Annotated in this window: 10 protein-coding genes; 7 read left to right on the forward strand and 3 right to left on the reverse strand. The window is 60.2% G+C overall.

What is annotated here, in order from left to right; translation table 11 throughout:
• Positions 1-208 precede the first annotated feature (208 nt).
• Complete coding sequence (locus ACILSO_RS11280; RefSeq protein ID WP_395737503.1) at positions 209-1,405, forward strand: S1C family serine protease; 1,197 nt, start codon at positions 209-211, stop codon at positions 1,403-1,405.
• Positions 1,406-1,421: 16 nt separating this feature from the next.
• Entirely contained in the window at positions 1,422-5,222 is a 3,801-nt protein-coding gene (locus ACILSO_RS11285) for a WD40 repeat domain-containing protein (RefSeq protein WP_395737504.1), read from the forward strand.
• A gap of 10 nt (positions 5,223-5,232) precedes the next feature.
• On the opposite strand, the gene ACILSO_RS11290 is transcribed toward ACILSO_RS11285, so the two are convergent.
• A complete protein-coding gene (locus ACILSO_RS11290) occupies positions 5,233-5,730 on the reverse strand; it encodes a hypothetical protein (protein WP_395737505.1) in 498 nt (165 codons plus the stop codon).
• A gap of 139 nt (positions 5,731-5,869) precedes the next feature.
• Here ACILSO_RS11290 and tig point away from each other — a divergent pair, with 139 nt between their 5' ends.
• Positions 5,870-7,219, forward strand: a complete 1,350-nt coding sequence (tig, locus tag ACILSO_RS11295) for a trigger factor (RefSeq protein WP_395737506.1) — start codon at positions 5,870-5,872, stop codon at positions 7,217-7,219.
• A gap of 147 nt (positions 7,220-7,366) precedes the next feature.
• Here the strand turns inward: tig and pelA are convergent, their stop codons facing one another.
• Complete coding sequence (pelA, locus tag ACILSO_RS11300) at positions 7,367-8,608, reverse strand: pectate lyase (RefSeq protein WP_395737507.1); 1,242 nt, start codon at positions 8,606-8,608, stop codon at positions 7,367-7,369.
• A 162-nt stretch (positions 8,609-8,770) separates the two neighbouring features.
• On the opposite strand from pelA, the gene ACILSO_RS11305 reads away from it, so the two are divergent.
• Together ACILSO_RS11305 and ACILSO_RS11310 are read left to right on the forward strand one after the other, a co-directional pair.
• On the forward strand, positions 8,771-10,717 hold the full coding sequence (locus ACILSO_RS11305; protein ID WP_395737508.1) for an ATP-dependent DNA helicase RecQ: 1,947 nt from the start codon (positions 8,771-8,773) through the stop codon (positions 10,715-10,717).
• 59 nt (positions 10,718-10,776) lie between these two features.
• Positions 10,777-12,036, forward strand: a complete 1,260-nt coding sequence (locus ACILSO_RS11310) for an SGNH/GDSL hydrolase family protein (RefSeq protein ID WP_395737509.1) — start codon at positions 10,777-10,779, stop codon at positions 12,034-12,036.
• 12 nt (positions 12,037-12,048) lie between these two features.
• Here the strand turns inward: ACILSO_RS11310 and ACILSO_RS11315 are convergent, their stop codons facing one another.
• Positions 12,049-13,608: a phospholipase D family protein gene (locus ACILSO_RS11315; RefSeq protein WP_395737510.1), complete on the reverse strand. Its 1,560-nt coding sequence runs from the start codon at positions 13,606-13,608 to the stop codon at positions 12,049-12,051.
• Positions 13,609-13,680: 72 nt separating this feature from the next.
• Between ACILSO_RS11315 and ACILSO_RS11320 the strand changes: the two genes are divergently transcribed.
• Positions 13,681-14,439, forward strand: a complete 759-nt coding sequence (locus ACILSO_RS11320) for a creatininase family protein (protein ID WP_395737511.1) — start codon at positions 13,681-13,683, stop codon at positions 14,437-14,439.
• Positions 14,439-15,023, forward strand: a complete 585-nt coding sequence (gene lepB / locus ACILSO_RS11325) for a signal peptidase I (protein WP_395737512.1) — start codon at positions 14,439-14,441, stop codon at positions 15,021-15,023. Before ACILSO_RS11320 ends, lepB begins: the two co-directional genes overlap by 1 nt.
• Position 15,024: the final 1 nt, after the last annotated feature.

A 15,024-nucleotide genomic window follows, 5' to 3' on the forward strand; every position in this document is an offset into this window, starting at 1 on the left:
GGTCGTGCTCTTCGCCTGCCTTTCTCGGCAAGCCCTGGCAGAGGATGACCTAGCCTCACGGTTGAAGCGCGATGATTCTCCCCTGCCCAATGCTGGGGCCGTCGTTTTAAGCTATCGCGAGGCCGTCGCCGGGATCCGGGATAGTGTCGTAACTGTTTTGGTCAAGCATTGGAAGCCCCGCGCGCAGTGGGACGATGACCCCTGGGATATGAAGCCTCGCGGATTGGCGGAGGCAGACCTGCGGAGGTCGGGTTTCGGCACCGGCATCGTGCTGACGGGAGACGGTCTGGTAATGACCAACTTCCACGTGGTGAATGGAGCTCAGGAAATCCTGATCAGGCCGCGCGGCAGCACGGTGGATGTACCGGCGGAGATCGTGGGCATGGATGGCGCCACCGATGTGGCGCTGCTCCGCGCGAAAAGCGGCGACTGGAAGGCAGCCACCCTGACCAGCAGCGATCGGGTGCAGCCGGGAGATGTGGTGCTGGCGCTCGGAAGCCCTTTTGGCCTCGAGCAAACCGTGACGCTGGGCATCGTCAGCGCCACCGGCCGGGCCGAGATTCGCGGGCTGGCCAGCAGCTTGCAGGATTTCATTCAAACGGATGCCGCCATCAATCCCGGCAACTCGGGCGGCCCGCTGGTCGATGGGCGCGGGCGGGTCATCGGCATGAACACCGCACGCTATGGCGGGGAAGGCATCGGCCTGGCTGTGCCGGTGAATCTGGCACTGAAGGTGGCTGATGATCTGATGAAAGGGGGGCGCGTCAAACGTGGCATGCTCGGAGTGCGACTTGTGGATGTGGACCCGCAAGTGATCGCTGAGCTCAAGCTCAGCTCGGCAGCGAAAGGTGCCGTGGTGCTGCATGTCGAAGCAGGCCAGGCCGCGGACAAAGCGGGCCTGCTGCCCGGAGATGTGATCGTCAGCGTCAACGGGCAGGCAGTGACCAGCCGAGCCCGCTTTCTCATGCGCATGACCACCTTGAAAACCGGAGAGGTGGTAAAGCTGGCCTACTTTCGTGCCTCAGAGCAGCGGGAGACCGAGGCCACGCTGATGGACACACCGGTGAAACTGCCGCCTGCCACGCTGGAAAGAGAGCTGCTGCCCGGACTCAAAGTGGCGCTGGTGGACGAAAAATTGCGCAACAAACTTCTGCTGCAGCCGAGTTTTCACGCCCTCCTCGTCCTGGAAGACTACAAGACGCCCGAAGGCGTGCTCAAACTTTCCGCCGGAGACTTCATCCTCCGCGTCAACGGCTCCAGCCCATACCCCAACGATGGGGACACGCCGGAGAGCCTGATGCAGCGGCTGACTCCGAAGAAGGCGGTCGTGCTGCTGCACATCCAGCGCAAAAACGGCGAAGAGGCCGATGTTGGCCTCGTGGTCCCGCCGGGCATCAACAAATAACATCCGCTCTGATCTTATGAATGTGTCATCACTGTTTGTTTCGAAAGCCGCCTGCGCACTTCTATGCCTGGCAGGCGTGGCCGCCGCTCAGGAAGAGGTTAAGTGGGCCCCGTTTAACCCCACCAATCCGGCTTTGCAGGGATTTCTCGGCGTGCCGGGATGCGGCAATTTTCTTAGTGGTGGCCTAGTCTGGCACCGCAGCGGGAAGATCATCACCATGGAGTCTTGGAAATCTGGCATCCATCCGGTCTCCTTCTGGCAGCCTGACGCCAAAACCATGCGGGCCACCCGTGGCTCGCTGCTGAATGTTGGCGATGCCTGGTGCATCTCGCAGCAAGGAGATTTGCTGTGTGCTCATTCACGCAGCATGGCAGACGAGCCAGGACTGGACCCCGCCAAGAACGGGCAGGCATGGATGGCGGGCGCGTTTGGCTGCTTTCGTGTTCAGGACGGCACCCGCTTGTGGAAGCTTCCCATGCGCCAAGGGGAAAGCGTCAGCGGTGCAGTCTTCACTCCTGACGACAAAAAGGTGGCTGTCTTGAGTGTCTGGAATCAGCAGATGAGCCTGCGTCTGCTGGATGCCGCGTCAGGAGCACTGCTTCAGCAGCATGACTTCCCGGGGCGTTCGAGTGCGCTCACTTTCGATGTCACGCGTTTGATGGTCCGCGGAAGCGAGCTGTGGATGCCCAACCGGGAGAATGGAAAACAAGTTTTGTGGCGTTTCTCCCTGGCCACTCTGAAGCCCACTTCGTTTGAATGCCCGCCTTTGGAGCGTCTCCGGGGTTTTGCGCGGCTGTCTCCGGACGCGCGGCGCATTTTGTGCCATACTGAGTTTGATGTGACCTGCCTGGAGTTCCGCAACGGGTCCTGGGACGTGGCTTTCCAGGAGGATAACTTTCGCACCTCTCCCGAATCCGAATTTGGCACTCTGCGCGATGTTGAGTTCACGCCCGACAGTCAGCGGCTGGTCCTGGTTACCAAGGACTCGGCGCGGGTGGTGGATCTCGCGACGAAAAAGACCCATCAGATCAAGCTTGATGAAAACTCGGGCGGCACGCTTTCACCTGATGGGAGCCATCTTTTGGTGGAGCATGAGAACGGAATGAGAATTGTCAGCCTGCGGGAAACGGACGCCACCCAGCCCGAACGCCAGCAGCAGAACGTGTGGAGGCCGCACCAGCTGCGCTTCTTGGGAGATGGAAAAACACTGCTCGCCGCGGATCAGGATGGGATCTGGACCTGGGACATCGCCACACGCAAGCCGCGTGCCTGGCTCCGCGGATTTGAGCGGCATGTTCTGAGCGAATCCACCTTCCAGACGCTGTCATTGATCGCCAATGACAGCGAAGTCCTGTCTGAGGAGCATGACGATCCTTTGAGGTGGAAGCTGCCATCTTTGGAGGCACCTCCGCCTGAGAAACCTCAGCTCATTGCACCTCAGCTGGTCTTTGGAGGAGTGCGGCAGGGATGGAAAGGCACCTACCCAGGGGTCTTCGTCAAAGAAGATGCTTCATGGATTCTCTCCACCAATGCCGTTCAGCAGGGGGTCATTCATTCAGTCCTCGGCGCAGGCAGTTCGCGTTCGGTGACCGGGCTGTTTCCAGAGGTGGCTCCGCAGCTCTGGTTTTTTACACCAGATGACTTTCTGGTGATGCGCGCGGTGAAGACCGACAATTGGGTCCGCCTGAACCTGCCGAAGGGCACTCTTGAAGACCTGCCCAATCCATCAGGAGTGCCTGACCCAGACAACCCCAGACGATCTGTGTTTCCACAGCCCATTGGCGTGCTGCCCAAACGGCAGTTTGTCGTGCGCCAGTTCAATGACCGCGTTTGCGTCACCAGCCTGGACGGGAAAACTCAGCTGCCTTGGTTTGAAGCGCCCGTGCGTGGGTTTGAGGTGCCGAACATGCGCGCGGGTGTCAGCCAGGATGAAAAGCGCTGTGCCTGTGTGCTGGTAGATTTCGTGCGTCGGCACCAGCATGTTTTTGTTTGGGAGGTCGAAACCGGCAAGCTCGTCGGCTACGCGCCGCTGCCCACCAATGACGCCACCTGCGTGGCCCTCTCTCCCGATGGCAGCCTGCTGGCCTGCGGCCATGAGAACACCGCCATCTCGCTGTGGGATGTGGCCAAACTCACAGTGCCTGCGGCTCCTGCAGCCGTCCCGGCTCCGGCGACACCTGCACCCGCATCCACGAAATCAGCCACGGCATCGCCACCAGCAGCCGCGCCGCTGGGGACTGCGCCGTCCCAGCCAAGCACCAAGCGGCGTGATCACATGTTTGGCAGCGGCATCTGGGATTTCATTGAAAACGGCACTGTAAGCAAAGCAGAGGTGCTGCCTGAAGCGGGACGGCTGCGCATCAACGGCACAGAGTTTGAGATGAAGGGGCATCGTCTCAACCACCCCTCCACGATCAACCGCCTGTTTCACGCTCAGCAGGACTTCCGGTCTGAAACCGCGCCGAACCGTGCGGACCCCAGATTCACTCCCTTGTCTCAGAACCAGCTTCCGGAAGTAAGCGCCGGATTGATCCATCTCAGCGAGGGCAGCGCGGATGGGGTGTGGGTTTCCCGGCAGACCGGCAACCCTGTGAACGGTTTTCATCAGTTCCTGACTTTCACTGACACGCTGACCAATCTTTCAGGCCAGGACAAGCAGGCTGAGATCGACTTCGAAGTGCGCTTCCCTGCCCAGACCCAGCAGCTTGTCGATTCGAATTTGCAGCAGGTGAAGGTGAATGACGAAGGCATCTTGCAGATCAGGCCGGATGTCGTCTGGCTGGCCGCCCTGCCTGCTTCGGGCACGCTGCGCAGTGTGCCGGTTTTCTGGTTCCGTTCCAGTTCTGGCGGACAGTCGTATCGCCTCCAGTGGAAGGCGGATACCCACACTCTGACGGTTCGCCATTCAGTGCTGCTGCCGGCCGGGGACCCACGGTATCTGGCCCACGGAATGCGGATTGTTTTCCTCCCGGAGGGTGTAGAACCCGATCATTTTACCGCTCCCGAAGCGAGCGACTTCGCCAAAGGGGTGGTTTACTCGGCCAAATCCCGGGGCATCAACTTTGGCCCTGGCCACTGGGAAGTGAGGGATGAGGCTTTGTGGAAAGGAGCCAGCACTTTGGCGGATGAGCTGGGTTCATGGATCAGAAATGCTGACGGCAGCCTGCAAAATTCCACCGGCATCGCTTCCGCACATCAGCTCTGGCTGGATGGTGCGCCTTTGCCAGGCAGCAGTTTGGGCGTGTTTGCGTTTCAGGATGACAATGCTGCTTTGCAGGCACCCACCAGCCTTTTCAATTACCGAGGGTTTTCACTGGATGAGAAGGTGACTTTCCTGCGTTCGCCCGGTCGTTCCCCGGACCAGCAGATGCCCATGGTCATCGATCACATCACCAACCAGCAGGCGGAACCGAGGACGGTTAAGCTGGCGTTTGTGAGCAGTTTTTCCGAACCCATCAAAGCTCTCTATGATGCCAAGGGGCAGCCTGTTGAACCCAGTGCAGCGCCCAAGATGGCGAGGCAGTTGGGCGGTTCCCTGATCGTTGAGTTTGATGGCCCTACCCGGCCTGCCACGCTGCTGGCTTTTTATCAGGACGGCGCGGTCGCCGAACCCAAGGTTTCGTGGCCTGGGCAGAAACTGCTGAAACTTGAATATGAAGTGACTCTGCCACCGCGGGGCGGTGTCCAGTTCTGGCATGGTGCCACGCAAAGGCCGCTGGCCAGTTTTGACTCGGTGACGGCACCCTTCACAGGCTGCCTGCCGTTCCAGCGTGCGCCTTCTCCTTTAGGCGCAAATGCTCTGATGAATGTGCTTTAACAGTTCGGGCTCACAGCTTCCAGTCCGCACTCGTCCACACCTTCGGCTTGGCATTTTCCAGTTTTTCCAGGTCCAGCGGGGTGCTGTTTTTGATCTCCAGCTTCTGGCCGCGGATTTCCAGGGTCAGGGAGCCGGAGAGGTCGGCTTTTTCCAGCCAGAAGCGCAGGCGGATGTCGCTGGTGGTCTGGGCCTCCACGCTGGAGGGGCGCTCCACGGGGAGGATGAATGGGGGGACTTCCTTGCCTGCGCCGCTGGTCAGGCGCACGTCCGGCGGCTGCATAAAGAGGGGGCGGGGGCTGGCATTTTTGTAGCGCACCTCCACATCCAGCCGGGCATTACCAAAATCGCGCTCGAGGGTACAGCGGCGCAGTTGCAGGGGGGAGTCGGGGTTCATTTCCGCCACCGGCCCCGTTTCGGCCCCGTTTGGACCCGTCGAAAACGCCCACCAGATGGCGATGCCGCCGGCGATGAGCAGCAGCCAGACCTCAAATCTCTGAAAAACACGCATGGCGGGCTAAAATAGGGGTTTTCGTTCTCTGTTTGTCAAAACCGGCAAACTGTCTATCATGCACGCCCCTCCGGCCCGGAAGCGGTCCCCACCGCCCGGTTTTTGCGGTGGAAAACCCTTCGCCCCTAACCCCTTTCTCATGAACATCAACGTCGAACATCAGCCTAACTGCCGCGCCGTCGCCCATGTCCGAGTTCCTTCCGACCAGGTCGGCAAGGAGCGGGACGAGATCATCACCTACTTCGCCAGCATGGTGCGCCTGCCCGGCTACCGCCCCGGCAAGACTCCCAAAAGCATCGTCGCCAAGCGCTACGAAAACGAAGTGAAGGACGAGCTGGAAAAGAAGCTCATCAGCGAGGGCCTGCGTCAGGCCGTGAAGAGCGGCGGACTCGAGCTCCTCAACGTCCTCGCCGTGAACGACAAGATGTATCACGACACGGACAACAGCTTCAGCTTCACCATCGAGATGAGCCTCGCGCCGAAGTTCGAACTCCCCGAGTACACCGGCATCCCGGTCAAGCTCCCCCGCATCGAAGTCACCGATGCCGATGTGGACCACGACATCCTGCACCTGCGCGAGCACCACGCCACCTATGAAGATGTGGACCGCGCCGCCGCCATCGGCGACGTCGTCGTTCTCAGTGTCACCGGCAGTCTCGATGGCCAGCCTCTTGGCGAGGCCATCCCAGACGCTCCCGCTCACCTCAAGGAAATGAAGGAAAACTGGTTCCTTCTCGGCGAAGAAGACGATTTCCTCCCCGGCTTCTACGCTGGTCTCGTCGGCATTGCCAAAGATGAAGAGCGCACTCTGAACATCACTCTTGCAGACGACTTCGGCTTTGAAGCGCTGCGCGGCAAGACCATCGCCCTCGCGGTGAAGTGCCATGGCGTGAAGAACAAGCTCGTGCCGGAACTCACCGAAGAGATCATCAAGAAGGTCGGTGGTGATGACATGACCCTCGAAACCCTGCGCGTGGAAGTGCGTGACGCCATCCGCCGCCGCCGTGAGAAGAACCGTGATGCCGCCAAGTCCAACCAGGTCATCGCCCATCTGTTTGAAAAGGTGGAGTTTGAACTTCCGCAGGAAGTCGTGAACCGCGAAGCCCAGCGCCGCACGAACGAGATCGCCCAGCGCGCCATGCAGCAGGGCATCGGTGAGGAGGAGCTGATCAAGCAGCAGGACGAGATCCTCAACAGCGCCACCAACCAGGCCCGCCAGAACGTCAAGGTCAGCTTCATCCTGGAGCAGATCGCCAAGAAGGAAAATCTGGAAGTGCCCGGCCAGAAGATCGCCATGGCGCTCGCCCAGATCGCCGAGCGTCAGAAGATGCCGGCGAAGAAGTTCATGGCCGAGGCGCAGAAGAATGGTCTCATCGACAACATCCGCGGAGACTTGCTCCTGCAGGAAGCCATGGAGTTCCTCAAGGACAAGGCCGTCGTGGAAGAAACCGACCCCGAGCCGGAACACTGCGACGTGCACAGCAAGTGATCTGACGGGAAGCCGCCAGCGGTTTAAACAAGGTCAAGCAGGTCGTCACCGGCCTCTTGGCCTTGTTCGTTTTATGGCGGGCATAATTTCAATTCACCTGTACGGCTTCTCAGGCAGATCTGGCTTAGCCTGAGATTGGTCCACGCCTTATTTGCCCTTCTCCAATCTCTTTTTCCATCGGAGCACCTCTTTCTCCTGCAATTCTTTGGGCCGCGTGCTGAAGAAATCGTAGGCCACTTTGTTTTTCGCGGCCATTTCATGGAAGGTGGGATAAACGATGCCGTCGTCCGCGCCGGCAAAGATCGGCCTGCCAGTTTTCAGATCATAGAAGCGCGCCCATAGCACTTCGGTGGACGAGGGATCGTCAATGTAGTCGGTCTTGCCTTCGGGTGTCTTGATTTTGCGCATGCCAGTCAGCTTGTGCGCCTCGAACCAGGTCATCGCTGAGTCGACCATGGCCACCACCTCAGGCGTGGTGGGAGCGCTGCGCATGAGAAACTTCACCAGATTGGCGGATTCGCCACCGCTCAGGGAGGGCGGCTCCTTGGCCCGTGCCTTCACTGGCTCCAGCGTCAGCGGGTGGTGTTGGGCGCACCAGACGGTGGGAACTCCCTCGATCTTGACCTGCATCGCGGCGATGTTGGCAATGCCTTTGTCAAACGCAGCCCGGGCCCGCTGTTTCAGCGCTTCGTCGGCAAAGGCAAAAAGCTTTTCTCCCTTCGAAACAGCCAGCAGCACTTCGAGCACGTGCATCATGGCGTCATCATTCAGCGTGATGGCCTCATGATAGCCACGTTCAATGGGGTAGTTTTGCGGCCAGCCGCCGTTCGGATACTGCGCGGCGAAAACGTACTCCAGCCCCTTGTTCAGCGCTGCCCGGACATCTTCCCGTTTCGTGGCAGTAAACACACCCGCGAGAAACTTGATCTGCTCCGTGGTGGTGCGGTTGTCAAAGGTGCCGCAGTAGTGCCACGCGTCTCCTTTTTGGGCCGTCCAGTGCACCGCCGGCTTGCGGGGGCCAAGGGTGTAGTCCACCGCCTTCGACCAGCCGCCGGTGGGGGTTTGATAGCTGATGACCGTTTCTGCCAGTTTCTGATTTTCGGCACTGCCAAACCACTCGGCTGGAGTGTCGCTGCTGAATTCAAACTCCTTGCGATTCCCCGGCGCTGGCGAGGGATCGGACGCTCCCGCCTTCTGGCACTCCTCCGCGAGGATGCGGCGCTCGTTGGCCGCCGCGGCGCGCGATTTCGCAATGCACGCAGTCCATTCGGCGCGCTGCTTTTCGGGCATTTGGGCCAGCAGTTCCTCGGTGAGCATCGTGAAAGGTTTTTCCTCGGCAAAGACAAACGTTGCGAGTGCGAGTTGGAAGGCGAGCAGGCGCTTGAGCATCCTCCATTCTTGTGCACGCCACAGCCCGGCACGAATCGTATTTTTCGATGCCCGCCATGCCTGTGGCTTATCCAACTTGCCGCCTTGGGCCGGAGGCGCGGAGGCTTTCCTAATGATCGCATCCTTGACCGCCATCGCCAGCGCCGCTCCTTAGTGATTTCAATGCCTCACGATCTCCATGCCGCCCTGAAACAGCACTTTGGCCATGCGGCTTTCCGTGCCGGGCAGGAGCAGGTGATGCAGGCTCTGCTCGCAGGCAGAAGTGCGCTGGCCTTGTTTCCGACGAGCGCTGGAAAATCCCTCTGTTATCAGCTTCCCGCGCTGCTCATGGACGGCGTGACGCTCGTGATCTCGCCGCTCATTGCCCTCATGAAAGACCAGGTGCAGGCCTTGCGCGCACGCGGCATTGCAGCGGCTCGGCTCGACTCATCCCTCTCTGCGGACGAGGCCTCGGAAGTTTTTGAAGGCATGCGCAACGGCACCCTGAAGCTGCTCTACATCGCACCCGAGCGCCTCATGAATGAAAACTTCATCGAGAGGCTCAAGCGCCTGCGCATCTCAATGATGGCCGTGGATGAAGCGCACTGCATCTCGGAATGGGGGCACAATTTCCGCCCGGAATACCTGCGGCTCGCGCTGGTGGCCAGGGAGCTAGGCATCAGGCCTGTGCTTGCGCTTACCGCCACGGCCACGCCTTCGGTGGCTGCGGACATTCGCGCTGCTTTTGCCATCGCGCAGGAGGATCATGTGCAGACCACATTTCTGCGGCCGAATTTGCATTTCCGCATCACGCCCTGCACCGCGCAGCAGCGCCTGCTCACGTTGAACAAACTGCTGCTCAAGCGCAAGGTGCCCTCCATCGTTTACGTCACCCTGCAAAACACCGCGGAGCACGTGGCCACCCATCTGCAGAAAAATGGCGTGAATGCGCTGGCCTACCACGCAGGCCTTCCAGACGAGCACCGCCACGCCGCACAGGATGCCTTCATGAACGGCCAGACGGATGTCATCGTCGCCACCATTGCCTTCGGCATGGGAATCGACAAGGCGGACATCCGCGCCGTGTATCACTACAACCTTCCGAAGACGCTCGAAAACTACTCGCAGGAAACCGGCCGGGCCGGGCGGGATGGCAAGACCTCGGTCTGCGAACTGCTCGCGTGCGCGGACGACTGCATCGTCCTGGAAAACTTCACGTATGGCGATACACCCACGCCGCAGGCCATCCGTCAGCTTCTCGATCATCTGCTCCTCCAAGGACCGGAATTTGATGTCTCGATGTACGATCTGTCCCATGCCACGGACATCCGCCCGCTGGTCATCGAGACCGTCATCACCCACCTTGAGCTCGATGGCATCCTGCGTCCGCTCGGATCTTTCTACGCGAGTTATCAGTTCCGCTTCATCCAGCCGGAGCAGCGCATGCTCTCCGGCCACAAGCCAGAGCGCCAGGCCTTCCTCCGGCGGTTGTTTCAGTGCGGCAAACGCGGCACCAAGTGGACCACGCTCAATCCCGACGAGGCCGCGGCCGAACTCAACGAGCCGCGTGACCGAGTGCTCAAAGCCCTCACATGGCTGCAGGAGTCCGGGGACATCGAGCTCAGACCCAGCGGCAGCCGCCAGAAGTATCGCCTGACCGAAGACGCGCATCGTCGTGATCCCAAGGAGATCACGAAAAAGATGCAGCAGCTTTTTGCCGAACGAGAGCGTCGCGACGTCGAACGCCTGGGTGAAGTCCTGAGTTTTGCCCAGCATCGCGGCTGTCTTACGCGGTGGCTGCTCAACTATTTCGGCGAGGCCATGGAGGCCGATTGTGGCACCTGCACCAGCTGCAAGGAGCACGCCAGGGGCATCGCCGACGATACACCTCGAGCGATCCCGCAATCTGCGCCGCCGCCCATCACCATGAAGGATGTGGCCGCCATTCGCGAAGTGATCGACGAGCGTCACGCCGCCTTGCACAATTCCCGTCAGCTCGCGCGATTTCTCTGCGGCCTCACCAGTCCCGCCACCACGCGCGCGCGCCTTGGCAGACATCAAAGCTTCGGCCTGCTGGAAAGCATTCCCTTTGGCGATGTGCTGGCGCAGACGCAGACGATGCTGGGATAATAATTCCTTGCCAGAAAGCCCTTCCTTTGGCGGTATGTGCATCTCTCATTCCCACCACCATGCGCATCCTCTCGTTACTTACCATCCTTCTGGCCTCCGTCAGCCTGCGTGCTGAATCCATTCTGCCAACGGACGCCCGCGTCGCTGTCATTGGCGACAGCATCACGGAGCAGAAAATCTATTCCAAATACATTGAGGCCTACCTGCTGGCCTGCACGGGGCGCAGCGACATCCATGTCTTCCAGTTCGGCTGGAGCGGCGAGCGCGCGGGCGGCTTTGCGGCCCGCCTTGAAAACGACCTCTCTGTCTTCAAGCCGAACGTCGCCACCACCTGCTACGGCATGAACGATGGCAGCTACACCGCCTACACGCCTCAGATCGGCGGCGAGTATGAGAAGAACATGCGCGCGGTCATCGCCGGACTCAAAAAAGTGGGCGTCAAGGCCATGGCCATTGGCTCCCCAGGGGGAGTGGATCCCGATTTCTTCACGCGTCCCACCATCAAGGGCGAAGTCTACAATGAAAACCTCGCCCAGCTTCGTGACATCGCGAAGAAACTCGCGGACGAAAACAAACAATCCTTTGCCAACGTGCACGACACGATGATGAGCGCCCTCGCCAAGTCGAAAGCCGCCCTGGGCAAAGGCTACGGCCCCTTCGGCGGCGATGGCTTCCATCCAGCACCTGCGGGCCAGCTTCTCATGGCACAGGCGTTTTTGAAGGCGCTGGGCTTTGATGGCGACATCGGCACGATTACCATCGACATGAAAGGAGAAGCCTCTGCGAGCAGCGGCCACAAGATCGTCGGAAGCAAAAAGGGCGCTGGAACCGTGGGATTTGAGAGCACCAAGTGGCCCTTCTGCTTTGACGCCGATCCGAAGAACGCCGGCAGCAATCGCAGCATCCTTCCCTTCACCAGCTTCAATCAGGACCTCAACCGTTTTACGCTGCAGGTCAAAAACCTCGGCACCGCCAAGGCCAAAGTCACCTGGGGCAGCCAGAGCAACGAGTTCACCCGGGAGCAGCTCGAAAACGGCATCAACCTCGCCGCTGAATTCGCCCAGACTCCGTTCGACACCGCGTTTGCGGAGCTCAGCAGCGCGCTGTCCGCCAAGCAGGCCTTTGAAACTCTGATGATCAAGCAGCTCGTCACCAATCTGCGCAACTTTGCCACGGAAGCCAAGGAAGACCCCGAAATTGGCGCCGCGCTGGATCTTCTGAAAAAGAAGCTCATGGAAAAGCACGCCCGTCTGGACGCCAGCGCCCGCAAGTGCATCAAGCCCGTCACCCACACGATCGCGGTCAAGGAAATCCCTTGAGACAGGCTCCTGCTACAGCAGATCCTCCCAGGGCAGGCAGCGATAGAACCAAAATTGCACCCGGCGCATCAATGATGCGCCGGGTTCATGATGGCGCACTGCGGTTTCTCCGCCGGGCAGCTGCCCCGTCCAAAGCATTTCACCATCTGGCGCGCGCGTGACGTGCCAGCTGTTCCGCGGTTCCAGCCCTTTGAGGAGGTAGGACCTCAATCGTGCTGCAAATGCGGTGCTGCGGATGATCACTCCCGTCTCGGTGTTGATGTATTTTGAACGGGGATCCATGTTATAGGAGCCGATGAAGGACACATCATTGTCGACCACGAAACCCTTCGTATGCATCCCTAGCGGCGTCAGCCGGCGGGTGTGCAGGTAGTCCCTGCGGTCTGCCGCATGCGAATTGAGCTCGTAAAAATTCACTCCTGAGTCCAGCGCCGCGATGCGCCGGTTGGCTATCCCCGCCATTGCCGCCACCCCGTCTGTGGAAGCCAGCGAATTTGTCAGCACGTCCACCCGCACGCCACGTGTGGTCACCGCGCGCAGCAGGTCCAGCGTTTCCTTCTGCGGGATGAAATAAGCCGCATGCATCAACACGCCAGACCGCGCCCCGCGCATGGCGGCTTCGATGTCATGCCACACGGGAGACGCCACATTGCCCTGGCGCATCATTCGCTCGGGCGGGTCTGCCACAAAATCATACTCAGCCCAAATCATGCGGCCCACCAGGCCGTGCAGAGTGTCCAGAGCCTCCGCCCGGGTCAGAGCCAGGGGATAGGGCCGTCCGCTCTTCTTTGCCAGCGCCCGCTTCTTCCGGGCCACGTGCCGGCGAAGATCCTGCAGCTTTTCACGCTCGCGGTCGGTGATTTTCTCCTTCGCGCCCAGCCGGGTCAGCGGAGACTTCCAGTAGAGTTCAAACGACCCCGCAGCCGCGTCCACCACCGGCCCGGAGGCGATGAAATCGAGGTCCCGCATGTTGTGCTTGCGGTCGATGGCGAAGTAAGGGTCTCCCAGGTTGCGCCCTCCTCCGATCGCAAGCGTGCCGTCGGCGATCATGAGTTTGTTGTGCATCCGGCTTTGCATGCGGTCGATGTCCCCGAGCACGGGAATGGGATTCCCGGCAAAAATGCCCTTCAGGTCCGTCATGGGGTTGAAGAAGGCCACCTCGATGTTTGGGTGCGCCGCCAGGGCGGACGAGCTCACCTCCACCTGGGCGTCCAGTGTGTTGTCCAGAAGCAGGCGCACCTTCACACCCCGGTCGGCCGCCGCCAGCAGGCGGTCTGCAAATGTGGTGCCCGCCACGTCGTCCCGCCAGATGTAGTACTGCAGGTCCAGGGTGCGCTGCGCGGCCTCCACCATCGCCAGTCGCGCCAGAAAGGCTTCCTTCGCATCCGCCATCATTTCAAAACCCGCCGTTCCCTTCCGCCGCACCGTGTGCTGCCGGCATGCATGCGCGATGGTCTCCTGGCTGACGAGGCCCACGGTGGGCAGCGCACTGGCGTTCGGCCTGGTGCTTCCGCAGGATGTCAGTTGCAGGAGAAGCGCTCCACATGCCAGGAGGCGATGCCATGATTTCATAAGATATGATTCCAGTGCCAAACAAAGATGCAAGTCCGTCAAAAAACCAATCGCCAGTGGCGTTGTAGTCGGATGCTCCTGGCTGATCTTACCTGGCCCGCAGTGGCCGCACTCGACAAAAACACCCCCGTCATTTTCCCCATCGCCGCGCTTGAGCAGCACGGCCGGCACATGCCCGTCTTTACCGACAGCATGCTGACGAATGAACTCATCCGCCGCACCGAGGCGGCCCTGGGCGAGCGAGTTCTCATCGCCCCGCTCACCTGGCTGGGGAACTCGCATCATCACATGGACTTCCCCGGCACTTTGTCTGCGGAGCCGCGCGTGTATCTCGATCTGCTCAACGGCCTCCTGGAAAACTTCATTGCCCATGGCTTCAAGCGCCTCGTCCTCCTCAACGGCCACGGCGGCAACGACGTCCCCGGCAAGCAGGCCGTGTTTGAGACACGTCAGAAACATCGCCACCGCAGCGATCTCCTGCTGCTCTTCGCGACCTACTGGAATCTCGGCGCTGAGCCCTGGACCCGCGATCCCTCCATTCAGCAGCGCGTCATGGGGCACGCCTGCGAATGGGAGACCAGCATGGTCCTGCGCCTGCGTCCCGAACTCGTCATCGATCTTGCTCAAACAAACGATGTCCCCTTTGGCAATCCCTTCGAGCCAGCCTCCCGCGGCTGGACGATGCCCGACCGCAGCGAGCCCGGCCACGTCGGAGATCCCCGTTCCGCCACCGCGGAGAAAGGCGAGGTCCTCTTCCAATGCTTCAGCGAATCCGTCGTGAAACTCCTCGAACGCGTCATTGCCTGGGATGGAAAAAGCTGGGAAGGGTGATGATGAAGAACTGGCTTAAAACGATCTCCCTCGGTGCAAGCATTTTGGTGGCTGTTCTTTTTGTGGCTTGGTGTGTGCTGTCGATAACCGGCATGGTGAAGATCTACTCCGTGCCCACCAACGCGATGGCAACTTTTGTGACCAAAGGTGATCAGCTCGTCGCCGAACGCTTTTCCCTACTGCGCGGACTGCCGCAGCGTGGCGATGTGATGACGTTCACCACCGCAGGCATCAAATTGATTGAGACGCACGCTCCCGCTCCTCAGACATACATCAAGCGAGTTGTGGGGCTGGCGGGTGACAAGCTGCAATTCAAAGACAGTATGCTGCACATCAATGGTAGACCGGTGGAGGAGTGTTTCGATGTCACTCATATTCATTATGTGCCCGCCGGTCTCCTGTCAGAAAACAAAGAGTACACGGTGCCCGCAGATCATCTTTTTATGATGGGTGACAATTCAGCCAACAGCTCCGATTCACGCTACTGGGGACCGCTGCCCATCGAAAACCTGCGCCAGAAATACTGGTTCCATTTCAAACTCGGACCCTCCGTGGCTAAGCAGCCGCCACCGCCACAGCCTTGAC

The sequence above is a fragment of the Prosthecobacter sp. genome (assembly GCF_044226605.1).
Taxonomy (GTDB): domain Bacteria; phylum Verrucomicrobiota; class Verrucomicrobiia; order Verrucomicrobiales; family Verrucomicrobiaceae; genus Prosthecobacter.

What these genes read in the sequence shown, in the direction of transcription:
- ACILSO_RS11280 (WP_395737503.1), top strand. Translation starts at nt 209, where the DNA reads ATGAAGCCTCGCGGATTGGCGGAGGCAGACCTGCGGAGGTCGGGTTTC.
- ACILSO_RS11285 (WP_395737504.1), top strand. Translation starts at nt 1,422, where the DNA reads ATGAATGTGTCATCACTGTTTGTTTCGAAAGCCGCCTGCGCACTTCTA.
- ACILSO_RS11290 (WP_395737505.1), bottom strand. Translation starts at nt 5,730, where the DNA reads ATGCGTGTTTTTCAGAGATTTGAGGTCTGGCTGCTGCTCATCGCCGGC.
- tig (WP_395737506.1), top strand. Translation starts at nt 5,870, where the DNA reads ATGAACATCAACGTCGAACATCAGCCTAACTGCCGCGCCGTCGCCCAT.
- pelA (WP_395737507.1), bottom strand. Translation starts at nt 8,608, where the DNA reads ATGCTCAAGCGCCTGCTCGCCTTCCAACTCGCACTCGCAACGTTTGTC.
- ACILSO_RS11305 (WP_395737508.1), top strand. Translation starts at nt 8,771, where the DNA reads ATGCCTCACGATCTCCATGCCGCCCTGAAACAGCACTTTGGCCATGCG.
- ACILSO_RS11310 (WP_395737509.1), top strand. Translation starts at nt 10,777, where the DNA reads ATGCGCATCCTCTCGTTACTTACCATCCTTCTGGCCTCCGTCAGCCTG.
- ACILSO_RS11315 (WP_395737510.1), bottom strand. Translation starts at nt 13,608, where the DNA reads ATGAAATCATGGCATCGCCTCCTGGCATGTGGAGCGCTTCTCCTGCAA.
- ACILSO_RS11320 (WP_395737511.1), top strand. Translation starts at nt 13,681, where the DNA reads ATGCTCCTGGCTGATCTTACCTGGCCCGCAGTGGCCGCACTCGACAAA.
- lepB (WP_395737512.1), top strand. Translation starts at nt 14,439, where the DNA reads ATGATGAAGAACTGGCTTAAAACGATCTCCCTCGGTGCAAGCATTTTG.